Annotated in this window: 17 protein-coding genes; 9 read left to right on the top strand and 8 right to left on the bottom strand. The window is 69.9% G+C overall.

Features of this window, described 5'->3' with window-relative positions; all coding sequences use genetic code 11:
* Positions 1 to 348: 348 nt before the first annotated feature.
* From NW198_RS02085 to NW198_RS02065, 5 genes are all read left to right on the top strand, one after another.
* Positions 349 to 2,214: an ABC transporter ATP-binding protein gene (locus NW198_RS02085; protein ID WP_258339815.1), complete on the top strand. Its 1,866-nt coding sequence runs from the start codon at positions 349 to 351 to the stop codon at positions 2,212 to 2,214.
* 173 nt (positions 2,215 to 2,387) lie between these two features.
* A complete protein-coding gene (locus NW198_RS02080) occupies positions 2,388 to 4,244 on the top strand; it encodes an ABC transporter ATP-binding protein (protein ID WP_375378024.1) in 1,857 nt (618 codons plus the stop codon).
* Between the two features lie 438 nt (positions 4,245 to 4,682).
* Positions 4,683 to 5,165, top strand: coding sequence for a MarR family winged helix-turn-helix transcriptional regulator (locus NW198_RS02075; protein ID WP_239386825.1), 483 nt, complete (start codon positions 4,683 to 4,685; stop codon positions 5,163 to 5,165).
* Complete coding sequence (locus NW198_RS02070) at positions 5,162 to 7,012, top strand: ABC transporter ATP-binding protein (RefSeq protein WP_087316494.1); 1,851 nt, start codon at positions 5,162 to 5,164, stop codon at positions 7,010 to 7,012. Before NW198_RS02075 ends, NW198_RS02070 begins: the two co-directional genes overlap by 4 nt.
* Positions 7,005 to 8,933: an ABC transporter ATP-binding protein gene (locus NW198_RS02065; RefSeq protein WP_087316496.1), complete on the top strand. Its 1,929-nt coding sequence runs from the start codon at positions 7,005 to 7,007 to the stop codon at positions 8,931 to 8,933. Before NW198_RS02070 ends, NW198_RS02065 begins: the two co-directional genes overlap by 8 nt.
* Before the next feature lie 158 nt (positions 8,934 to 9,091).
* Here the strand turns inward: NW198_RS02065 and NW198_RS02060 are convergent, their stop codons facing one another.
* Positions 9,092 to 9,682 carry an HdeD family acid-resistance protein gene (locus tag NW198_RS02060; protein ID WP_087316498.1) on the bottom strand — a complete coding sequence of 197 codons (591 nt, stop codon included), beginning with the start codon at positions 9,680 to 9,682 and terminating at the stop codon, positions 9,092 to 9,094.
* Positions 9,683 to 9,868: 186 nt separating this feature from the next.
* On the opposite strand from NW198_RS02060, the gene NW198_RS02055 reads away from it, so the two are divergent.
* Positions 9,869 to 10,255 carry a metallopeptidase family protein gene (locus NW198_RS02055; RefSeq protein ID WP_239386827.1) on the top strand — a complete coding sequence of 129 codons (387 nt, stop codon included), beginning with the start codon at positions 9,869 to 9,871 and terminating at the stop codon, positions 10,253 to 10,255.
* A 175-nt stretch (positions 10,256 to 10,430) separates the two neighbouring features.
* On the opposite strand, the gene NW198_RS02050 is transcribed toward NW198_RS02055, so the two are convergent.
* From NW198_RS02050 to NW198_RS02040, 3 genes are all read right to left on the bottom strand, one after another.
* Complete coding sequence (locus NW198_RS02050) at positions 10,431 to 12,428, bottom strand: AarF/ABC1/UbiB kinase family protein (RefSeq protein WP_258339814.1); 1,998 nt, start codon at positions 12,426 to 12,428, stop codon at positions 10,431 to 10,433.
* A 9-nt stretch (positions 12,429 to 12,437) separates the two neighbouring features.
* A complete protein-coding gene (locus NW198_RS02045) occupies positions 12,438 to 12,779 on the bottom strand; it encodes a hypothetical protein (RefSeq protein WP_087316502.1) in 342 nt (113 codons plus the stop codon).
* Between the two features lie 169 nt (positions 12,780 to 12,948).
* Positions 12,949 to 13,620, bottom strand: a complete 672-nt coding sequence (locus tag NW198_RS02040) for an HAD family hydrolase (protein WP_258339813.1) — start codon at positions 13,618 to 13,620, stop codon at positions 12,949 to 12,951.
* A 218-nt stretch (positions 13,621 to 13,838) separates the two neighbouring features.
* On the opposite strand from NW198_RS02040, the gene NW198_RS02035 reads away from it, so the two are divergent.
* From NW198_RS02035 to NW198_RS02025, 3 genes are read left to right on the top strand one after another with little or no spacing between them, the layout of a single operon-like run.
* Positions 13,839 to 15,128, top strand: a complete 1,290-nt coding sequence (locus NW198_RS02035) for a DUF1015 domain-containing protein (protein ID WP_258339812.1) — start codon at positions 13,839 to 13,841, stop codon at positions 15,126 to 15,128.
* Between the two features lie 38 nt (positions 15,129 to 15,166).
* Entirely contained in the window at positions 15,167 to 17,398 is a 2,232-nt protein-coding gene (locus tag NW198_RS02030) for a tetratricopeptide repeat protein (protein ID WP_258339811.1), read from the top strand.
* A 7-nt stretch (positions 17,399 to 17,405) separates the two neighbouring features.
* Positions 17,406 to 18,068 carry an HAD family phosphatase gene (locus NW198_RS02025; protein ID WP_258339810.1) on the top strand — a complete coding sequence of 221 codons (663 nt, stop codon included), beginning with the start codon at positions 17,406 to 17,408 and terminating at the stop codon, positions 18,066 to 18,068.
* 39 nt (positions 18,069 to 18,107) lie between these two features.
* Here NW198_RS02025 and NW198_RS02020 read toward each other — a convergent pair whose 3' ends face one another.
* The 4 genes from NW198_RS02020 to priA are packed head-to-tail and all read right to left on the bottom strand — an operon-like array spanning position 18,108 to position 23,284.
* The gene (locus NW198_RS02020) at positions 18,108 to 19,430 is read right to left on the bottom strand and encodes an RsmB/NOP family class I SAM-dependent RNA methyltransferase (RefSeq protein ID WP_258339809.1); all 1,323 of its coding nucleotides are present in this window, start codon (positions 19,428 to 19,430) and stop codon (positions 18,108 to 18,110) included.
* Positions 19,431 to 20,345, bottom strand: a complete 915-nt coding sequence (gene fmt, locus NW198_RS02015) for a methionyl-tRNA formyltransferase (protein ID WP_258339837.1) — start codon at positions 20,343 to 20,345, stop codon at positions 19,431 to 19,433. It lies immediately after the preceding gene.
* 51 nt (positions 20,346 to 20,396) lie between these two features.
* A complete protein-coding gene (gene def / locus NW198_RS02010; protein ID WP_258339808.1) occupies positions 20,397 to 20,948 on the bottom strand; it encodes a peptide deformylase in 552 nt (183 codons plus the stop codon).
* A 32-nt stretch (positions 20,949 to 20,980) separates the two neighbouring features.
* Positions 20,981 to 23,284: a primosomal protein N' gene (gene priA / locus NW198_RS02005; protein ID WP_258339807.1), complete on the bottom strand. Its 2,304-nt coding sequence runs from the start codon at positions 23,282 to 23,284 to the stop codon at positions 20,981 to 20,983.
* Between the last annotated feature and the right edge of the window lie 12 nt (positions 23,285 to 23,296).

The following is a 23,296-nucleotide window of genomic DNA, read 5'->3' as shown; positions in this document are numbered from 1 at the left end:
GAACGTATCCTTTCCCGTGGATGTGGCCCGTCCCCCGCGGGGGCCGTGCCGTTTCGGTTGCATCCTAGGTTCTTCTCGCCCGCCGCCGGGACCTCGCCGCCCACCCATTACGGGAGCCTGACCGTGGCTTACACGTGGCTTACAGAGCGCCTTACAATTGTGCAGCCGTTTGTAAGCCGCCGTTCGCCGGCTGCTGCGAGCTGGCAAAACCACCGTTCGCCGGGAGCTTACATTTCTGTCCGGCCCCCTCTTGATGATGATTTTGTTCGGTACCGTGAGATCAATCGCACGGTACCTTGAAATCACGCTCGAACCGGCGCACAATGACCCGTTGTCGAAAGGAGTCATATGCACAGAAAGACAAAGGAGCTCGGGCTCAGCGGACGCGAGATCGTCCGCACGCTCACCAAGAGCCTCCGCGAGTTCAAGGCGCCCTCGATCGCCACGCCGATCATCGTGTCGGGCGAGGTCGTCATGGAGGTCGCGATCCCGTTTGTGACCGCACAGCTCATCAACTCGATCCAGGCCGGCGCGAGCCTGCCCCAGCTGCTCCCCTACGCGGGGGTCCTCGTGCTGATGGCGCTCGCGTCGCTCGCCTTTGGCATCGGCGCCGGCGTCACGTGCAGCCAGGCGTCGTGCGGCTTCGCGATGAACCTGCGCCACGACGTCTTTGCCGCGGTGCAGCGCTTCAGCTTCGCCAACATCGACCAGTTCTCGTCGAGCTCGCTGGTGACCCGCCTCACCACGGACATCACCAACGTGCAGCTCGCCTACATGATGGTCATCCGCACGGCCATCCGCTGCCCGTTCCTTTTGCTCGCGGGCATCGTCATGGCCTTCATCATGGCGGGCCCGCTCGCCCTGGTCTTCGTGATCATCGTGCCGATCCTGGGCTTTGGCCTGTACAAGGTCGTGCGCACCGTGCACCCGATCTTCCGCTCGGTCTTCCACAAGTACGACGCCCTCAACGAGTCCATCGAGGAGAACGTCACCGGCATGCGCGACGTCAAGAGCTACGTGCGCCAGGACTATGAGAAGGAGAAGTTCGGCCGCGCCGCCCAGGACGTCTGCGCCGACTTCACCCGCGCCGAGAAGATCCTCGCGCTCAACACGCCGATGATGAACCTCGCCGTGTACATCGTCTTTGCCGTCACGCTGCAGTTTGGCAGCTACCTCATCATCTCGAGCCAGGGCAGCCTGCTCAACGTGGGCCAGCTCTCGGCGCTGACCACCTACGGCTTCATGATCCTCATGGCGCTCATGATGGTCTCCATGGTCTTCGCCATGATCACGATGGCCCAGGAGAGCGCCGAGCGCATCTGCGAGGTCCTCATGACCGAGCCCACGATCAAGAACCCCGCCCACCCCGAGAAGGAGATGCACGACGGCTCGATCGACTTCGACCACGTGACGTTCAAGTACTCCGAGAAGGCCGAGCACCGCGCCCTGGCCGAGATCGACCTGCACATCAGAAGCGGCGAGACCATCGGCATCATGGGCGGCACGGGCTCGGCCAAGACCTCGCTCGTGAACCTCATCAGCCGCCTCTACGACGTCACCGAGGGCTCCGTGAAGGTGGGCGGCGTCGACGTGCGCGACTACGACCTCGAGTACCTGCGCAACAACGTCGCCGTGGTGCTGCAGAAAAACGTGCTCTTCTCGGGCACCATCAAGGAGAACCTGCGCTGGGGCAACCCGGACGCCACCTACGACGAGCTCGTGGAGGTCTGCAAGCTCGCCCAGGCCGACGAGTTCATCCAGCAGCTGCCCAACAAGTACGACTACTACATCGAGCAGGGCGGCACCAACGTCTCCGGCGGCCAGAAGCAGCGCCTGTGCATCGCGCGCGCCCTGCTCAAGCGCCCCAAGGTGCTGATCCTCGACGACTCAACCTCCGCCGTCGACACCAAGACCGACGCGCTCATCCGCGAGGGCCTCAAGACCTACCTGCCCGAGGCCACCAAGATCATCATTGCCCAGCGCACGAGCTCGGTGCAGGACGCCGACCGGATCCTCGTGCTCGACAACGGCCACATCGCGGGCCTGGGCACCCACGACGAGCTCATGGAAAGCTGCCCGTTCTACCGCGACACCTACCTCGCCCAGAACCGCACGAGCCAGGAGGCCGCTCCCGAGTCTGGCGCCGAGAAGGACGACGAGCCCGTCGCCGACGCCGACGCGCCCGTCGCGGCAAAGAAGGGAGGTGAGGCCTGATGGCAGCCAACAACAACTCCGCCGAGAACGTCCTCAAGAACGTGACCGGCTCCAACCAGCCCACCGAGCCCGAGCGCGCCCCTGAGCGCCAGAACGTCGCCGGCCGCCAGGTTCCCGACCAGCCCCGCCGCCGCGGCGCCGGACGCGGCAAGACCCTCGGCCGCCTCATCAAGATGCTCTTCTCGTTCTATCCCAAGATGCTGCCGCTCGTCATTGTCTGCATCGTGGTCTCCGCCGTGCTCTCGGCCCTTCCCGCCACGTTCATGCAGCGCACCCTCGAGATCGTGACCGCCACCTGGCGAGATGGCGACTGGGAGGCCGTCGCCGGCAGCGTCACCTCGCTCGTGCTCACCCTCGTGGGCATCTACGCGGTCTCGCTCGTCCTCAACTTCACTTGGACGCGCGCCATGGCCGTCATCACCCAGGGCTCGCTCGAGAAGTTCCGCGAGCGCCTCTTCGGCCACATGCAGGACCTGCCGATCAGCTACTTCGACCAGCACCAGCGCGGCGACATCATGAGCCACTACACCAACGACATCGACGCCCTGCGCCAGATGATCGGCCAGTCGCTGCCCAACATCACGCTGACCATGGTCACCCTGGTCTCGGTCTTCTCGGTCATGATCTACTACAGCGTCTGGATGGCGATCGTCGTCGTTGCCGGCGTGCTGTTCATGGCCTACATGACCAAGGTGCTGGGCTCGCGCTCCGCCCGCAACTTCGTGGCGCAGCAGCGTGAGATCGGCATCGTCGAGGGCCACATCGAGGAGGTCATGAACGGCCAGCGCGTCGTCAAGGTCTTCTGCCACGAGGACGCCGCGCAGGAGGACTTCGACGTGCGCAACCGCCGCCTCTTCGAGGCGAGCCGCGCCGCGAACATGTACACCAACACGCTCGGCCCCATCCTCATGAACCTCGGCAACCTGATCTATGTCATCGTGGCCCTCGCGGGCGGCGTGTTCATCGAGACCGGCGTGCCCAACCTCTCCATCTCGGGCCTGCCCTTCTCCATCGCCGTCACGGTGCCCTTCCTCAACATGACCAAGCAGTTCGCCGGCCAGATCGGCCAGATCTCCCAGCAGATCAACTCCGTCGTCATGGGCCTCGCGGGCGCCGAGCGCCTCTTCGAGCTCATGGACGAGCCCGCCGAGCAGGACGAGGGCTACGTCGAGCTCGTGGCCTGCACGATCGACCGCGACGGCAACGTCGCCGAGTGCGACCGCCGCTCCGAGAACTGGGCCGGCCAGTGGGCGTGGCGCCACCCGCACGGCGACGGCTCGCTCACCTACACCCCGCTCGCCGGCGACGTGCGCCTCTTCGACGTGGACTTTGCCTACCGCAAGGGCCACACGGTCCTGCACGACGTGAGCGTCTGGGCCAAGCCGGGCCAGAAGGTGGCCTTCGTGGGTGCCACGGGAGCCGGAAAGACCACGATCACCAACCTCATCAACCGCTTCTACGACATCGAGGACGGCAAGATCCGCTACGACGGGATCAACATCAACAAGATCAAGAAGAGCGACCTGCGTCGCTCCCTGGGCGTCGTGCTCCAGGACGTGAACCTGTTCACGGGCACCGTCATGGACAACATCCGCTTCGGCCGCCTCGACGCCACCGACGAAGAGTGCATGGCCGCGGCGCGCCTCGTGGGTGCCGACGGCTTCATCAAGCGCCTGCCCGAGGGCTACAACACCATGCTCACGGACAACGGCACCAACCTCTCGCAGGGCCAGCGCCAGCTGCTCTCTATCGCGCGCTGCGCCGTCGCCGACCCGCCCGTCATGATCCTCGACGAGGCCACCTCCTCGATCGACACGCACACCGAGGAAATCGTCCAGCGCGGCATGGACGCGCTCATGACCGGGCGCACCACGTTCGTCATCGCGCACCGCCTCTCCACCGTGCGCAACTCCGACGCGATCATCGTGCTCGACCACGGCCGCATCATCGAGCGCGGCAGCCACGACGAGCTGATCGCCAAGAAGGGGACCTACTACCAGCTCTACACGGGAGCCTTCGAGCTCGAGTAGCCGGCATCCCCAACGATCGGTGGCCGCCCGCCGACGTTCCTTCGAGAAGTGCGCTTCGCGGAACTTCTCTACGGAACGTCGGCGGGCGGCCTCGTTCTGAGCACCGGGCGCTCCGTTGTGCGCACTTCTCGGCGTTGTGTACACTCGGCGCCGATGTGCGCACTTCTCGCCAGTTCGTCTACCTGCGGTTCTTTCGAGAAGAGCGTCGGGGGCGGTATACACAACGCCAGACGTTGTACACAACGCCGAGAAGTGCCAGCGGGGACGGGCAGTCTGTCTCGCCGGCCTCGGGCGTCGTGAAGAAAACTGAGGCTTCGAGGGCCCGCTTAGCACCCCCATCCTCGACGGCTTGAGGATATTGCATGGTACCTTGACATCTGACAGGCAAGGTCCCAAAGTATTGGGTGAACTGCAGTTTTTCACAGGAAGGAGGCTGCCGTGCGTGATACGGAGGAGCGAACCTCCCGCCAGGGCACCGAGCTGCGCATCATGCGCAACCTCGGGTACTTTGGCTACTACCTCCACGTCCACTGGGGCGGTCGAAACGGCAAGCAGCACATTCTCGTCGAGCTTCTCGCCAACGGGTCCGAGATGACGCAGCGCGACCTCCAGGAGGCCTCGTGCATCACCTCCGCCTCGCTCTCCGAGGTCATCGCCAAGCTCGAGGCCGAGGGGCTCGTCACCCGCAAGCGCTCCGAGACGGACCGCCGCCAGCTCACGGTCACCCTCACGTCCGAGGGGGCCGACCGCGCCCGCGAGGTCCTGCGCACGCGCAAGGAGTTCGAGGAGCGCGCCTTCGACTGCATCGAGCCCGAGGAGCGCGAGCGCCTCGCCGAGACGCTCGACCGGATCGCCGCGCGCTGGGAGGAGCTCGAGCGCGGCGAGAAGAGCCTGAGAAGCGAGAAGGGGGATGAGCGATGAGCCTGCTTCCCAAGAAGCCGGACCTGGACCAGGAGTTCGTGAAGACCGCCGCGCACGTGGGCTACGGCACGGTCGGCCGCAAGCTCGTTCAGAGCGTGCGCGAGTACAAGAGGGCGGCCGTCGTCACTCCCCTGCTCGTGCTCGGCGAGGTGGTCTTCGAGGTCATGATCCCGCTCTTCACGGCCGACCTCATCGACGCCATCAAGGCCGGCGCCGACCTCGGCCAGATCGTCTCGACGGGCGCCGTGCTCGCGATCATGGCCCTGATCTCCCTCGCCTTTGGCGCTGCGGCCGGCCTCACCTGCGCCAAGGCCTCCACGGGCTTTGCCAAGAACCTCCGCAAGGACATGTTCTACAACATCCAGACCTTCTCGTTCGCCGTCATCGACCGCTTCTCGAGCTCGTCGCTGGTGACGCGCATCACGACCGACGTCATGAACGTCCAGATGGCCTACATGATGCTCATCCGCACGGCCATCCGCTCCCCGTTCATGCTCGTGCTCGCGTTCATCGCGGCCTACAGCATGGCCGGGTGGCTCGCCATCGTGTTCGTGGTGATCATCCCGGTGCTGGCGCTCGCCCTCTTTGGCGTGATCCGCAAGGTCGTGCCGGTCTTCCGCCGCATCTTCCGCAAGTACGACGCCCTGAACGAGCGCGCCGAGGAGAACCTCGCCGGCATCCGCGTGGTCAAGTCCTACGTCCGCGAGGACTACGAGAAGCAGAAGTACGACCGCGCCGCCACCGAGGTCCAGAACGACTTCACCTACGCCGAGCGCATCCTCGCCCTCAACGCGCCGATCATGAACTTCTGCGTCTACACCGTCATGGTCTTCGTGATCTACGCGGGCTCCTACGCCATCGTCTCCACGCGCGGCGAGCTGCTCGACGTGGGCCAGTTCTCGTCGCTGATCACCTACGGCTTCATGATGCTCATGCAGCTCATGATGCTCTCGATGATCTTCGCGCAGGTGGTCATGAGCGAGGAGAACGCGCGCCGCATCTACGAGGTCCTCGACGCAAAGACCACGATCGACCAGCCCGAGAGCCCCGTGACCGAGGTCGCCGACGGCTCCATCGACTTTGACAACGTGGGCTTCTCCTACAGCGGAGACAAGAGCCGCGAGGCCCTGCGCGACGTCAACCTGCACATCAGGAGCGGCGAGGTCGTGGGCGTCATCGGCTCCACGGGCTCGTCCAAGACCTCGCTCGTGCAGCTCATCCCGCGCCTCTACGACGTCACGGAGGGCCAAGTGCGCGTGGGCGGCCGCGACGTGCGCGACTACGACCTCGAGACCCTGCGCGACGCGGTGGCCATGGTCCTGCAGAAAAACGTGCTCTTCAGTGGCACCATCGCCGAGAACCTGCGCTGGGGCAACGAGCACGCCACGGACGAGGAGATCGTCGAGGCGGCGCGCCTGGCCCAGGCCGACGAGTTCGTCCAGACCTTCCCGGACAAGTACGACACCTACATCGAGCAGGGCGGCACCAACGTCTCCGGCGGCCAGAAGCAGCGCCTGTGCATTGCGCGGGCCCTGCTCAAGAAGCCCAAGATCCTCATCCTCGACGACTCCACGAGCGCGGTGGACACCAAGACCGACCGTCTCATCCGCGAGGGCTTCCGCAACTACCTGCCCGAGACCACCAAGATCATCATCGCACAGCGCACCTCGAGCGTGGAGGACGCGGACCGCATCGTGGTCATGGACTCTGGGCGCATCAACGACATCGGCACCCACGAGGAGCTGCTGCGCCGCAACGCCATCTACCGCGAGGTCTATCTCTCGCAGAACAAGCAGAGCCACGACGAGCGCGAGCTCGGAGAGCTGGAGGTGAGCGCCGATGAGTAGGAACATGCACCGCGGGCGTGCTCCCAAATCCATGGGCAAGACGGCCCTGCGCGTCCTGAAGATGCTGCGCTCCTTCTACCCCGTGATGCTGCCGGCCGTAGCCTGCTGCATCCTGGTGCAGTGCATCGTCCAGGCCATGCCCAACGTCTTCATGGAGCGGGCCCTCACCGTGGTGGGCCAGACCTGGGAGTCGGGCGACTGGGCAACGGCGCAGCCGCAGGTCTTTGAGAACGCCGCCATCCTCGCCGCGCTCTACTTCGCGAGCCTCATCTGCAACGCCGTGTGGCAGCAGTGCATGGCCATCATCACGCAGGGCTCGCTCAAGAAGTTCCGCTGCCTCATGTTCGACCACATGCAGGACCTGCCCATCCGCTACTTCGACACGCACCAGCACGGCGACATCATGAGCTACTACACCAACGACATCGACGCCATGCGCCAGATGATCGCGCAGTCGCTGCCGCAGCTGTTCCTCACGATGCTCATGCTCTGCTCCGTGGGCTGCATCATGCTCTGGTACAGCCTGCCGCTCACGCTCGTCGTGGTGGCGGGAGCCGCCGTCATGGCGCTTCTCGGCAAGACGCTGGCCGGCCGCTCGGCGAAGAACTTCCTGCGCACGCAGCGCGCGGTGGCGGCCGTGGAGGGCCTGGTCGAGGAGGTCATGAACGGCGAGAAGGTCGTCAAGGTCTTCTCGCACGAGCGCCAGATCGAGGCTGCCTTCGACGAGCTCAACGACGAGTACCAGGACGCCGCGTGCACGGCCAACTCCTACGCCAACACGCTCATGCCGATCCTCATGAACTCCGGCAACCTGCTCTACGTCATCGTGGCCGTGGCTATTGGCGTGTTTTTGGTCATCGGCATCCCCAACCCCTCGATCTCCGGCGCGGCGCTCACCATCGCCGTGGGCGTACCCTTCCTCAACATGACCAAGCAGTTCGCCAACCAGATCGGCCAGATCTCCAACCAGGTAAACTCCGTGGTCATGGGCCTCGCGGGCGCGGAGCGCATCTTCGAGCTCATCGACGAGCCGGTGGAGCAGGACGAGGGCTACGTGGAGCTCGTGGCCTGCACGATCGACCGCGACGGCACCGTCCACGAGTGCAAGCGGCGCGACGAGCACTGGGCCGGCCAGTGGGCCTGGAAGCACCCGCACCAGGCCGACGGCACCGTCACCTACACGCCGCTCGCCGGCGACGTGCGCCTGTTCGACGTTGACTTTGCCTACGAGCCGGGCCACACGGTCCTGCACGACGTCTCGCTCTACGCCAAGCCGGGCCAGAAGGTGGCCTTCGTGGGCGCCACGGGCGCGGGCAAGACCACGATCACCAACCTCCTCAACCGCTTCTACGACATCGAGGACGGCAAGATCCGCTACGACGGCATCAACATCAACAAGATCAAGAAGCCGCACCTGCGCCACTCGCTCGGCATGGTCCTGCAGGACGTAAACCTCTTCACCGGCACCGTCATGGACAACATCCGCTACGGCCGGCTCGACGCCTCCGACGAGGAGTGCCGCGCCGCCGCACGGCTCGCAGGGGCGGACGACTTCATCTCCCGCCTGCCGGACGGCTACGACACCATGCTCACGGACAACGGCTCCAACCTCTCCCAGGGCCAGCGGCAGCTGCTCTCCATCGCGCGCGCCGCGGTGGCCGACCCGCCGGTCATGGTGCTCGACGAGGCAACGTCCTCCATCGACACGCGCACCGAGGCCATCGTCCAGCGCGGCATGGACGCGCTCATGACCGGGCGCACCACGTTCGTGATCGCCCACCGGCTCTCCACCGTGCGCAACTCCGACGTAATCATCGTGCTCGACCACGGTCGCATCATCGAGCGCGGCACGCACGAGGAGCTCATCGCCAAGCGCGGCACGTACTACCAGCTCTACACGGGAGCCTTCGAGCTCGAGTAGCTCGCTCTTATCCCACCGTATGGTGGCGGCCCCGCCCCGTTCCCTCGAGAAGCGCGCTTCGCAAAACTTCTCTACGGGAACGGGGCGGGGCCGCTTTCGTTGCCGATGCGTCCTCAGGAAGGTCGCGCGACGGGTCGGATGGGGACGGGAAACAGAACTTAGGCCTCGAGCCTGTGCATGGCGGCGCCCTCGACCAGAAGGCTCGCGCCGCCCACGATGAGATAGCCCGCCATGAGGTAGCCGAGCATGAGGCTCGAGAAGAGCGGCAGCAGCAGGAAGGTCACGCCGGCGAGTGCGTTGACGATGCCGGTCACCAAGCTGACGGCCCAGCCCTCCACGCCAAAGCGATGCATGCGGTAAGCGGTCGCGAGGCGCTCGGCGCCGGCGGCGACGAACAGGACCGCGAGCAGGAACGTGAGCGTCCCGGCGGTGAGGTAGGAGGGCAGCGTGAGGAGCATGAAGCCGAGCAGCGCGTTCAAGATCCCCATGACGAGGGTCACCGGGCTGCGAAAGACCTCGGGCGTCCTCGACCAGGCGGCCACTCCCCCGATGCCGCCCACGATGAGGGCGGCCGAGACGGCGGCCTGGATCACGGCGTAGAGGCTGAGCGGCGAGAGCACGCTCGCGATGCCCGCGAGCAGAAGCAGCGCGCCCAGGGCGATCGTGAGGCCGCGCGTCCTGCTCACGGCCTCGTTCCAACGGTCCACGAAGTCGCCGACGTGCTCGCGCTCCGAATGGTAGTTCTCCATGTGTGGGGTTTCCTCTCACTCGATGGGGGCAACGTCCTTGTCGTCCCCTACATAACTTCTGCCCAAATTGTTACTTTCTAACTCACAATTCTGAAAGCCATGCGGAACACACCGTTCGCCCACATGGCTCGACCGGCACTGAACAAGCGGCTACAGTGTGTGCAGGCAGATCATGAGGAGGCACGCATGACGCAGGAGCAGTTCGAGGCGGCGGTCGAGGCCGCGATCGACTCGATTCCCGACGAGTTTATCGACGAGCTTGACAACGTCATCTTTGTCGTGGAGGACGAGCCGAGCGAGGAGCAGGCGGCGGGTGCCGACGACGAGAACGCCTCCTTCGCTGACGACGAGCTGCTCGGGCTCTACGACGGCTCCCCGCTCACCGAGCGCGACAGCTTCTACGGCACCGGCGAGCTTCCCGACGTCATCACGATCTTCAAGGGGCCGCACGAGCGCTGCTTTGCGGAGGAGGGAGAGGACGTGCTCCTCGACGAGATCCGCCGCACCGTGATCCACGAGGTCGGCCACTTCTTCGGCAACGACGAGGAGACGCTCGCCGCGATGGGCTACTAGGCCCGAAGATCGGGGGGTGCGTACAGAGCCCCTGAGGGTATGTACACCATCCGTGTTCGGACGTCTTACGTTTGCGCTGGTAGATGCCATAGCGAGAAGGACGAGCAGGACTGAGGGGTGTACATACCCTCGAGGCGCGGCGTACACACCCTCCCGGCAGGATGCCCCTTGCGCCCTACCGCCGACGGCGGCGCCTGCCCTCGCTCAGGACGTCGTGGGCGACGAGCACGCACAGCACGAACGCCACCATGTACCCCACGAACCCGATGATGGGGATGCCAAAGATGACCGGCTGGATGCGGGCGTAGTAGACAACCGACGAGCCGATGAACAGGCCGGCGACGATGACGCTCATCGTGAGGCGGTTGGCGATCCGCGAGATATCCTCGAGCGGGTCCTCCGTGCCGGCGAGGTCGAGGTTCACGCGAAGCTGGCCGCGCGTGAGCATGCGCATCGCAAGCCCGAGCTCCCCGGCGGCGCCGAGCAGGCCGTGCGTGGCGGCCACGGTCTCGCGCGCGAGGCGCTGGAGCTCGTCGACGGCGAGCTCGTCGACGGCGGTGTGCGCCCGGAGGTGGCTCTGGATGATCTCCACGATCGAAGCGTTGGGCAGCAGCTGGTGCACCACGCCCTCGAGCGTCACGAGCGAGCGCGCGAGCATGGTGATCGACCCCGGCAGCTCGATGCCGTTTTTCTGCGCCATGGAGATGATCGCGTTCATGAAGGCGCCGATGTCGAGCTCGGAGAGGTCGGCCGTGCCGTAGTCGGCGACGATGGCGTCGAGGTCCGCGAGCAGGTGGGCCTGGTCGACGCCCGCCACGCTGGAGACCGAGAAGCGCATGAGCCCGTCGGCGAGCGCGGGCGAGTCGCGCCGGCCCACCGCGAGCACCATGTCGCTCACGGCCTGGCGGTCGTGCGCGGAGAGGCGCCCCATGATGCCGAGGTCCATGTAGACGATCTTGCCCTCGTGAATCACGAGGTTTCCGGGGTGCGGGTCGGCGTGGAAGAAGCCATCGTCGAGCATCTGCGTCGTGTAGTTGTCCGCGAGCTTGGTCCCGATCTCGGCGAGGTCGTAGCCCTCGGCCACGAGGCGCGCGGTGTCGTTGATGGGGATGCCCTCGACGAAGTCCATGACCACGACGTGGCGGGTGCACAGCGCCGGGTAGGGCTTTGGGCAGTCGATGAAGCAGCAGCCGGCGTTGTTGCGGCGGAACTCCTCGAGGCTGCGCGCCTCGACGAGGAAGTCGGTCTCCTCACGGAAGGACTGCCAGAGCTCGTCGACCACGGACTGCAGGTCGATGAACTGGTCCTGCCCGATGAAGCGGCTCGCGTAGCGCGCGAGCGAGCGGATGATCGAGATGTCCTGCGCCATGATCTCCTTGACGTGCGGGCGCTGGACCTTCACGGCCACGAGCTCGCCGCTCACGAGGCGCGCCTTGTGGACCTGCGCCACGGAGGCGGAGCCCAGCGGCCGGTCGTCGATGGCGTCGAAGATGTCCTCGAGCGGGGTCTCGTACTCGGCGCGCAGGGCCTCGATCACGGTCTCGCGGTCCATGGGCTCGACGCTCGTGCGGAGCTTGCCGAGCTCGCGCGTGAAGCTCTCGGGGAGGATCTCGGAGCGCATGGAGAGGATCTGCCCGGCCTTGACGAAGGTGGGGCCCAGCTCCTCGAGCATGCTGCGCAGGCCCTCGGGCGTGAGGCCGTGGAAGATGTCGTAGCGGCGGACTATCTTGACCATCTCGCCGATGCGCGCGAGGCGGGAGGCGGTCGAGAGCTCGTAGTCGTCCGCGCCCGCCGAGCGGCCGCCAAGCAGGCCGATCGTCTGGGCGGACTCACGACGGCCCTCGCGCTTCTTCACGGCGGCGTACCAGGCGTCGAGGATCTCGTCGGGCGACTTGGCGGTAGTGGGCGTCTGACGGCGCGGCAGCTCGGTCCCCATGACCGGTCCCCAAGAGCGACGGGGCTCGCCGGAGTGCGTCTCGGCGGGCGAGAAGGACGCGGCCCCGGCCTCGGGTCCCTCCCCGGCGCCCTCGCCCTCCTCGTCCTCGGGTCCCTTCTCGGCGACCTGGCCCTCCTCGGCGCCCGCTGCGCCCTCGTCGCACGCGACGTCAAGCGGGGCCGGGCTCTCGCCGCGACCCCGGTCGTCCTCTCGTCTGTCCCGTCGTGCGTCAGTCACGCGGCTCCCCTACTCGGCCTCGTCCTCGGTCTTCTCCTCGACGTCGACCTTCACGGACTGCGCGTCGATGTCGGCGGAGATCTCGGCCACCTTGGCGGCGTAGGCGGCGCGCTCCTCGGGCGTCATGGCCTCGAGACGGGAGCGCAGGGCCTTCTCGGCGGTGCCGTCGATGACCTCGCGCGCCTTGCGGGTGAGCTCCTGGTTGAGCGTCTTGCCCTGCTCGACCGTCAGCTCGCCCTTCTTGACGAGCTCGTCGACGACCTCCTGGGACTTCTCGGCGCCCATGGCGACGGCGCCCACGCTCGCGAGGAAGAGCTTCTTCAGGCCCTCGGTCACATCGAACTCAGACATGGTGTGCTCCTTTTCTCTCGTTCCGGAGACGCCCGGCGCGTCACCCCCTATGCTGACCCTTCTACCCATTAGCTGAGGCGTGATTTCGGCGACAGGCGAAGGCCGCGCCGGCGTCGGTGGGCGGCGGCGCCCGGGGCGAGACGGGCGCGACCAGGGCGCGGGGCGGCGATCAGCCGAGAAGGACGCGGCGCAGCTCGTCGACGCTGGCGGCCACCGCGCAGGCCCCGGCCTCCTCGAGCTCGCCGGGCGCCGCGGTCCCGCCGTAGGTGACCCCCACGCAGGCCACGCCGACCTCGGCCGCGGCGTCGACGTCGTGGTGGCGGTCGCCGACCATGACGGCGTCGCAGGCTCGAAGGCCGAGCTCCGAGACGACGCGCGCGATGGTCTGCGCCTTGCTCGTCTGCTCGTCGCTCGTCTTGCCGAGCACCAGGTCAAAGAGATCCGAGATGCCGTTGTCCGCGACCGCGCGGATCACGAGCGTCTCGCGCTTGGAGGAGGCCACCGCGAGACGGCGGCCCGATGCGCGCAGGTCCTCGAGCAGCTCGCGCATGCCCGGGTAGAGCGGCCAGCCCTTGAGGCCGAGGTCCTGGTAAATGGCGCGGTACTCGGCGGTCACCTGCGCCGCCTCGTCCTCGGAGAGGCCGAAGACGAGCGAGAAGGCCTGCGGGAAGGGCGGGCCGATGATCTGTCGCACGCGCTCGAGCTCGCGCTCCGGGACGCCGTGCGCCCTCAGGACCGTGCGCGCCGTGGCGCAGATGCCCGCGACCGTGTCGGCGAGCGTGCCGTCGAAGTCAAAGACCACAAGCCGCCGGCCCGTGACGTCCTCTCCCGTGAGCGCCATGCGCCCCCCTTCCTCTCGTCGGGTCCAGCGTAGCACGGACCCGGCCCCGGGGGCGCGCTCGACCGCCGGGTTCTTGTCGCCGGCAGCTCCCGGCGCGCCGCGCGGGCGGGGCGTCTCGGGCGCCGGGAGGGACCGCCCGCGCGCCCGCCGGGCGGTCGGAACACAAGCGACACACGCTCGCGGTATCATGGGTCGATCGTCACCCGCGAGGAGGATCCATGCACGCCGAGCCCATCACCTGCTACCGCCCGCGCCCCGAGTCCGCGGCGGAGTTCTCGTCGCTTCCCTACGACGTCTTTGACCGCGGGTCCGCGAGCGCCTTCGTCGCCGCCCACCCGTCGTCGTTTCTCGCCGTCGAGCGGCCCGAGTCGACCTTCCCGCCCGAGCAGGACATGTACGCCGACGAGGTCTACCGGCGCGCCCACGACCTGCTCGCCGCCCGCGTGGCGGACGGCACGCTCCTGCGCGACGGAACGCCCTGCTACTACCTCTACCGGCTCGTGAGGGCCGGTCGCGAGCAGACCGGCATCGTCGCGGCCTGCGCGCTCGACGACTACGCCAACGGCATCGTCCGCCGCCACGAGCTCACTCGCCCCGAGAAGGAGGACGACCGCGTCCGCCACATCGAGGCAACCGGCTGCCAGACCGGCCCGGTGTTTCTCGCCTACCGAGACAACCCCGTCATGGAGGCGCTCGTGGAGGCGGCCAAGCTCTCGGACCCCCTCTACGACTTCACCGACGATCGGGGCGTTCGCCACACGGTCTGGCGCGTCGCCCGGCCCGCCGCGGTCGAGAGCTTCCGCGCGATGTTTGCCTACGTGCCGTGCGCCTACATCGTCGACGGGCACCACCGCGCCGCGGCGGCCGCCCGCGTCTGCCGCCGCATGCGCACCGAGGGCGGCGAGGCGCACTCGGGCGAGGAGGCATACAACTACCTGCTCTGCGCCCTGTTCCCCGCAAGCCAGCTCACCGTCGAGCCGTATCATCGCGTCGTCGCCGACACGGCGGGCCTCGACGAGTCGGGCCTCGTGGCGGCGCTCGAGGCCGCGGGGATGCTCGTCGGCCCGCGGCGCGAGGAGCCCTTCGAGCCGGGCGAGCGCGGGCGCTTTGGGATGTACGCCTTCGGCGCGTGGCGCGAGCTCGCCTACGTGGGCGAGCGCCCGGACGACCCGGCCGGCGCGCTCGACGCCTCGATCCTCCAGGACCGCGTCCTCGGGCCCGTCCTGGGCGTCTGGGACCCGCGCGAGGACGCGCGCGTGAACTACGTGGGAGGCGTCGAGGGCACCGCCGAGCTCGAGCGCAGGGCGGGCGAGCGGGGCGTGGCGTTCACGCTCTTCCCCACCTCGATGGCCGACCTCATGGCCGTCTCCGACGCCGGCCTCCTCATGCCCCCCAAGTCGACCTGGCTCGAGCCCAAGCTCAGAAGCGGCCTGTTCATCCGTCGCGTCAGCCACCGCAACAGCATTCTCGACGGCTGTCGCAAGCGACCGGCCGAGAAGGACGAGTAGCCGCGTGCCGCAGGGGATGGCCGACGAGGGGAGGTGACATGGCAGAGACGAACGACGGCGAGCGCGGGAGGCTCGGCAGGCTCTTCGCGGCGCTCGTGAGCACCGACGACGAGGATGGCGCCGTCGACTCCGCCGCGGACGCGTCCGAGGGCGCGGGCGACGGCAACACCACCGTGCTCGACATCGAGGAGCTCTCTGACACGCTGCTGGTCTCGCCCGACCCGATGGCACTTCTCGCCGGCTTCGTCGTCGACGTCCGCGCCCGCATCGAGGCGTCCGCGCGGCCGGACGGCGACGAGACGCTGCCACCGAGCCCGCTCGAGGTCCATCTCTCGTCGAGGCTCGTCGAGGCGGGACTGCTCGAGACCGACGTCGACCTCCCCTCGATGCACGTCGTGCGCCCGCGCGCCTCGGGTCTCTTCTATCTGCGCGTGGACGAGCCGCGCGTCCCGGAGCTCGCGCGGACGCGGGTCCTTCGCATCGAGGCCGCACTCAACGCCGCGCTGCTCGCGAGCCATGTCATCGACGACGTCAACGACGCTCCCATCGAGGAGCTCGTCCGCGTGGAGCAGCGCGTCGCCCGCTCGATCACCTCACAGGCGCTCGAGCTCGCCGGTCGGGCGGAGACCCCCGCACGGAGCGAGTGGGAGGTCCGTCGGGCGCTCTCTCTGGGTATCGAGTCCCTCAGGCTCCCGCACCGGCTCACGGCGCGGTTCCGGGTCAACGTCGCCCTCGGGATCGCCGCGTTCGAGGTGGACCTCGTGAGCCCGGACGTCTGGCCGCAGACCGCCTTCGTCGACGGCCTGGGCGTCGTGCCCGCCACCTCCGAGATGCGCCGTCGCGCCGCGACCGACTACAACGCCCGTCTCGCCGTGCTCCTCGCGGGCTATGCGCTCGCCGCGTGCCCGCAGCTGCGCGAGGTCTGGGTCTCCGGCGTCGTCGACGGCGCGAAGAGCCACGCATGCTACTACTCGGCGCGCCTCGGGCGGGGCCTCGTGGAGTCGCTCGACCTCGACGACGTGCGCGACCCTCTCGCCGTGCTGCGCGACGCGGGCGCCGCGCTCGACGAGCGTGACCGCACGCTGGCGCCCGTCTCCCCGGGCTTCTCGCTCGATGACGAACTCCTCTGCCCCGCGAGCCGCCACGAACTGCCCGAGCTCTCGGAGCGCGGGCTCGCCGACGCCGCGGCGTCGGCGCTCGGGTGCTCTCAGGTGCGCGAGCTTGCCGTCGACGAAGCCACGCCACGTCGCGCCGTCGCGCGCGAGCTCTCCCGCGAGCTCTCGGGCTCCACGGAGGCCAACGTCCGCGCGCTGCTCGGCGCCGCGCGCGCGTCCGGGCGCGCCGACGTCGTCGACGCCGCCAACCGCTGCGTCACCGCGCTGATCGCCGGGACCCTCGCCGACGACCCCGTCGCCATCGAGGAGGCCTTCGTCGAGGGGGACGACCTCACGCGCCGCACGCGGCGCGCACGCGAGCTCCTGGCCGCCCGCGACCTCGACGGCGCCGCACGCCTCGCCGAGGAGGCGCTGCTGCCCGTCGACGGGCTCGGCAGCTTCGACGGGGCGGACGGGACCCGCTGGCTCTCCTTTGGCTCCTACGCCGAGCGCGTCATCTACAACCGCCTCGTCGCCCCGCCCGGCGCTCGCGTCGCGCTCGTCCCCGCCTCCTATCCCGAGGCGCACACGATCGCCGCCGTCTGCGACCTCGCGCGCGGCCGCGCCGAGGACGCGCTCGCCCACGCGCGGCGCGCGAGCGAGGTGTCCCCGGTCTCCACGCAGGCGACGATCAACCTCGCCCAGTGCCTCGAGGCCGCGGGCGACCTCGACGGCGCCGAGCAGGAGCTCGCCCGGCTCCTCTCGTTCGCCCACGACGCGGAGTCGGTGGGCGTGGGCTATCTGCAGATGGCCCAGCTCCAGTGGCAGCGCGGGCGCGTGCTCGCGGCCCAGGCGTGCTACCAGCGCGCGACCCGCCACCTCGGCGCGCCCGCCCTCGTCGCCGGGCTCGCCGTCGTCGCGCTCATCGGGCACGTGGGCGCCTCGGCCGGCGGCGAGCTCACGCCCGAGCAGGCGGACTCGGTCCTCGTCGCGGCGGGCATCCCGCTCGCGCCCACGGAGGAGGTCATGACAACGCTGCTCGACGCCGCCCGCGCCGCCACCGACGCCGAGCTCTTCGGCGTCGCGCGCAGCCTCGTGAGGGCGCTGTGCACCGTCGCGCGCGACGACGTGACCTACGGCGTCTACCGCTCGCTCGAGGAGGAGCCGGACCGGTGATGGGGGCATGACGACCGTGCGACTCTGGCCGCCGTCCTTCTCGGCCGCGATCTTTGACTTCGACGGGACGCTCGCGGAGACCTGGCACCTGTGGCGTCGGGTCGACGAGATCTTCTTCTCCTCCCGCGGCCTCGAGTTTGACGAGGACGCCTCGGTCATGCTCGCGACCCTCGGGTTTGCCGCGGGCGCCCAGTGGTGCGTGGAGCGCTACCGCCTGAAGGACGAGGTCTCCGACATCGTCGACGAGTGGAACCGCCTCGGCGCCGCGCTCTACGAGACCGAGGTCCGCCTGCGCCCGGGGGCCGAGGGCTACCTGCGCGCCCTGCGCGCGGCGGGGATCCCGCTCGCGCTGGCGACCACCAACGACCCGCACGTCCTGGGGGCGATGCGGCATGTGGACGTGTGCGACCTCTTCGACGAGGTCGTCTGCGGACGCGAGGTCGCGCGCGGCAAGGACCACCCCGACATCTACCTCGAGGCCGCCCGGAGGCTGGGGGCGCGCCCGGAGGGATGCGCGGTCTTCGAGGACATCCTGGCCGGCACGCTCTCCGCGCACCGGGCGGGGATGCGCGCCGTCGCCGTGCGCAGCGAGGACCCGCGCCAGCCCTGGGGCGAGCTCGCCCGCGAGGCGGACGCCGCGATTGAGGGCTGGGAGGGGCTCGCCGGCTGAGGGCGCGCCCCTCTCGGCAGCCCCCTTGACGACAGCGCGCTAGCTGACGCGACGGAGCTCGGCGTGGAAGTGCGTGTCGCAGCCGGGGCGCAGCGGCGTCCTGCCGGCCCGCACGAGCTCGAGGCCCTCCCCCGCGGGACAGGCGAGAAGCGCCTCGACCACGCGCTCGTCCTCCTCGGCGAGGACCGAGCAGGTCGCGTAGACCAGGCGCCCGCCCGGCGCCACGCGTCTCGCGGCGGATGCGAGAAGCTCGCGCTGCAGGGCGGCGAGCTCGTGCGCGGCATCCGGCGAAAGCGACCACGCGATCTCGGGATGGCGCGCGAGCGTGCCCGTGCCGGTGCAGGGCGCGTCGAGAAAGACGAGGTCAAAGAGGCCCAGCTCGTCTCCGAGCGCGCGGCCGTCGGCGCAGACGCAGCGCACGTGGCCGGCGACGCCCGCCGCCTCCATGCGGCGCGCCGCGAGCTCCGACTTGCGCGGGCCGACCTCGACGGCGACGATCTCGCACGGACCGCCCGCGGCGCAGGCGGCGCCCTCGAGCAGCAACGTCTTGGTGCCGCGCCCCTGCCCGACCTCGAGGACGCGGCTCCCGGGCGCGGGCGCCGCGGCGAGCGCGACCTCCTGGGCGGCGAGGTCGCACGGGATGACGCGCACGCGCTCGACGAGGCCGGAGGACGCGAGGCGCGACGGCGAGCCCAGCAGAAACGATCCCGGCAGCGGCCCCGGCTCGGGGTCGCAGCCCGCCTCCCGCAGCGCGCGAAGAGGGGACTGCCCCGCTTCCGCACGGGCGCGATTGGAGGCCACCCAGGAGCCGACGGGCTCGAGCGCGCCCGCCGCCCAGGCGGCGGCCCCGTCGCGGCCGAGGGAGACGAGCGCGGCCGAACAGAGCCACTCGGGCAGGGCACCGACGAGCGCGAGGTCAGAGGCGTCGAAGGTCCCCTCTGAGACGCGCCTGCGCGCGGCCCCCAGCGCAGGCGCGTCCTCCTCCGCCACCCGCCTCAGCACGGCGTTTGCGAGCCCGGCGGCGCGCGGCGCGACGCCGCGCACGAGCTCGACGCCCTGGCTCACGCAGACGTCGGCGCGGCCGTCGAGGTACAGGAGCTCGAAGGCGGCGAGCCTCAGGGCGTCGCGCACGCGCGGCTCCAGACGGGCGCCGCGGCGAAGGTGTGCGTCGATCGCGGCGTCGAGCGCGCCGCTGGCGGCGGTGGCCCCGAGCACGAGGCGCGTCACGAGGCCGCGGTCGCGCTCCGCCAGCGCGTCGAGCTCCGACGAGCCGCGCAGCAGGTCGCGTGCGCGCGCGTCGCGGCGCCTCCGCTCCCCCAGCAGGAAGAGCGCGAGGCTCCTTGCCGCCGTGGCGCGCGCCATCTAGACGCGCTCCCAGCGGATGCCGTCGCCGCGAAGCCCAGCCGCCCAGGCGGAGGCGTCCATCTCACGCTTGCCGTCAGGCTTGACGCGAGCGAGCTCGAGCGCCCCGTCGGCGCAGCCGAGCAGCACGCGGCCGCGCGCGACGGAGACCTCGCCCGCGGCAGGGCCGGGCGCGGTCGCGCGGGCGGCGCAGACGCGCACGCCGCGGCCAGCCACGACGCAGCGCGCCGGCGCGGTGTCTCCCGACGCCTGTACGCGCAGGGCGTTGTCCCGCGCGGCGTCCGCGGGGTCGAGGGCGAGCTCGGACTTCTCGATCTTGGCGGCGTGCGTCACGAGCGCCTCGTCCTGCTCGACCCATTCCGCCGTCCCGTCCATCACCGCGGGCAGCGTCTCGACGAGCAGCTCTGCGCCCATGCACGCGAGCTCGGAAGTGAGCTCCTCGGCGCTCTTCTCGCCCACCGGAGTGGAGGCCTGCGCGCAAAAGGCGCCCGTGTCCACGCCGTGGCCGATCCGCATGATGGAGACGCCGGTCTCGGCGTCCCCGGCGAGGATCGAGCGCTGGATCGGCGCCGCCCCGCGCCAGCGCGGCAGCAGCGACGCGTGCACGTTCACGCAGCCCGCGGGCGCGAGGCCGAGTACCTCGTCGGGCAGGATGCAGCCGTAGGCGGCCACGCAGATCACGTCGGGAGCGGCGGCGCGCAGGGCCTCCATGACCTCGGGCGTCACGCGCGACGTCTCAAGCACGGGCAGCCCCAGCTCGAGGGCGCGCTCCTTCACCGGCGACGGCACGAGCGCGCGGCCGCGGCCACGCACGGCGTCGGGGCGCGTGAGCGCGAGCGTCACGTCGTGCGCCGCGGCGAGCGCCTCGAGGGAGGGCACCGCGAAGTCGGGCGTGCCCATGAAGACCACGCGCAGCCGGCGATCGTCGGCGACCCGCCCGCTCTTCTCGTCCGTCATGGGCGCCCCCTACTCCGCGACCTCGGTCTCGCCCGGCTTGGCGCCGGAGGCGAGGGCCTCCTGGTACTCGCGCTCGGCCTCGGCGCGGCGCATCGGGGTGAGGTGGTCGAACATCGTCACGCCGTGGACGTGGTCGATCTCGTGCTGCAGGCACACGGCCATGAGGTCGCCCTCGGCCTCGTACTGCATGAGGTCGCCGTCGAGGTCGAGCGCCTGCACCACCACGTGGCTCGGGCGGCTCACCTTGACGCTCACGCCTGGGAAGGACAGGCACCCCTCGGAGCCCTCCTTCTCAGGGCCGTCGGCCGTGATGACGCGGGGGTTGATGAGCACGTAGGGGTTCTTCTTGCTGCCGCGCCCGGCGTAGTCGACGTCGATGACCACGATCTGGCGCATCTCGCCGATCTGCGGACCCGCCAGGCCGCAGCCCTCGGCGGCGTACATGATCTTGAGCATGCGCTTGGCGAGCGCGCGCACCTCGTCGTCGATCTTCTCGACCGGGGCGCACTCCTGGGACAGGCGCGGGTCCGGCGAGAGCACGATCTGCTTGAGCTCGTTCATGGTTCCTCCTTCCCGGCACAGGCCGGGTCTACCTACAGCATGTCGTAGGCGTCGATGTCCACTGCAATGTTAATACCCCGAAGCCGCCCGAGCGAGCCCACGCACGCGCCGAGAAGCGCGCCGGGGTCCGCGTCGACGGGCGCCTTGACCATGAGGTGGCGCCGCGTCTGGTCCTTCACCCGGGCCTTCACGCAGTCCGCGGGGCCCAGGACCTCCCAGCCGGGCGCCTCCCCCAGCCGCTCGCGCACGGCGCGGGCGAGCTCGTCGGTCGCGGCGCGGACGCCGCGCTCGGAGCGGCCCCAGACCACGACGTTGGAGAGGCGCGAGAAGGGCGGGTAGGAGGCCTCGGCGCGCTCGGCGAGCTCGGCGTCGAGGAAGACGGCGCGGTCGTGGGCGGCCACCGCCCGCATGGCGGGGTGCGTCGCCCAGTAGGTCTGCACGATGACCTCGCCCGGGCGCCCCCCGCGCCCAGCGCGCCCCGCCACCTGCTCGAGCAGGTCGTAGGTGCGCTCGGCGGCGCGGAAGTCCGGCAGCTTGAGCATGGTGTCGGCGTTGACGACGCCCACGAGCGTGACCTCGGGGAAGTCGAGCCCCTTGGCGATCATCTGCGTGCCCACGAGCACGGCGCACTCTGCGGCGTCGAAGCGCTCGAGCAGCCGCTGGTGGGCGCCCTTCTCTCGCGTGGTGTCCGCGTCCATGCGGATGATCTCGACGCCCTCGGGCAGAAGCATCGCGAGCTCGTCCTCGACGCGCTGGGTGCCCACGCCAAAGGCGGCGAGATAGCGGCTGCCACAGCTGGGGCAGCTCGTGGAGGGGTCGGGGAAGGCGCGGACGGGCCAGGCGCGCCCGCAGGTGTGGCAGACGAGGGCGTGGGTTCGCTCGTGATAGGTGAGCGCCGTGGAGCAGTGCGGGCACTCGGGCACGCAGCCGCACTCGCGACACATGAGGAAGTTCGCGAAGCCGCGGCGGTTGAGCATGAGCACCGCCTTCTCGCGGCGCCGCGCCACGCCCCTGAGGGCCTCGGCGAGCGGGGCCGAGAAGATCGACCGCCCGCCCCCGCGGAACTGCTCGGCCATGTCGACGACCGTGACCCTGGGAAGCGCCGCCCCGGCGGGTCGCTCGGGCATCTCGACGCGCCTCCAGCGCGCGTCGCGAAAGACCCCCTCCCGGCAGCGCCGCAGGCTCTCGAGCGAGGGGGTGGCCGACCCCAGCACGAGCGCGCAGCCGCGCTCGGCTGCCATGCGCGCCGCGACCTCGCGGGCGTGGTAGCGCGGGGACTTGTCCTGCTTGTAGGAGCCCTCGTGCTCCTCGTCGATGATGATGAGGCCGGGGTCGGCGAGCGGGGCGAAGAGCGCCGAGCGCGCGCCCACGACCACGCGGGCGCGCCCGGCGCGCACGAGGTCCCACTGGTCGAAGCGCTCGCCGGCCGAGAGGCGCGAGTGGAGCACCGCCACGTCGTCACCGAAGCGGCTGCGGAAGCGTCCCACGGTCTGCGCCGTGAGCGAGATCTCCGGCACCAAGACCAGCGCTCCGCGGCCGGCGGCGAGGGCGCGCTCGATGGCGGCGAGGTAGACCTCGGTCTTGCCCGAGCCGGTGACGCCGTCCACGAGCACCACGTCGCCGCGGGCCGCCTCGCGGGCCTCGTCGATGGCGGAGAGGGCGGCGAGCTGCCCCGCGGTAAGGCGATCGGGTCGGGGGGCCTGCGCCGAGGAGAGCGTGGTGCCCTCGCCGCCGCGCAGGACGCGCCGGGTCTCGACGGCGACGACGCCGCGCCGCGCGAGGGCGGAGACGGCGCTCGAGGCGCCCGGGATGGTGGCCGAGAGCTCCGAGACGCGCTGCGGCCCCTGCCGGAGCGCCTCGATCACGGCGCGCTGGCGCGACGCCGTGCGGGGCGGGACGTAGTCGTTGGCGGAGGGCGTCAGCGCCGCCCAGCGGGCGTCGACCGCGCCGGCGCGCTCGCAGACGAGCTCCCAGGGGGCGTCCTCGGAGGGGCGGGTGACGCGCACCTTCTGACCGGGCGCCAGAAACGGGCGCACCGCCTCGCAGAGCGGGCAGGCGTACTCCCCCGCCATCCAGGACGCGAGGCGCGCCGACGCCTCGTCGAAGGCCGGCGGCGCGAGGACCTGCTCGACGGGGAGCAGCCTGCCGGGGTCGACGCCCTCGGGCGCCTCCTCCGACACCCCCATCACGTAGCCGACGGCCAGGCGATGCGAGAAGGACACGAGCACCGTGGCCCCGACGGCCACGTCCTGCGCGAGCGCCTCGGGCACGGCATAGGAGAAGGTCCCGTCGAGCGCGCGCGTGGGTATGTCGAGCGCGATGCTCGCGTAGCGCATGGCAGCCCCCGT

It is taken from the genome of Thermophilibacter sp. ET337, from assembly GCF_024733715.1.
Taxonomy (GTDB): domain Bacteria; phylum Actinomycetota; class Coriobacteriia; order Coriobacteriales; family Atopobiaceae; genus Thermophilibacter.
Note: the sequence above shows the minus strand (reverse complement) of the source record. Positions and strands in the feature narration are given on the sequence as shown.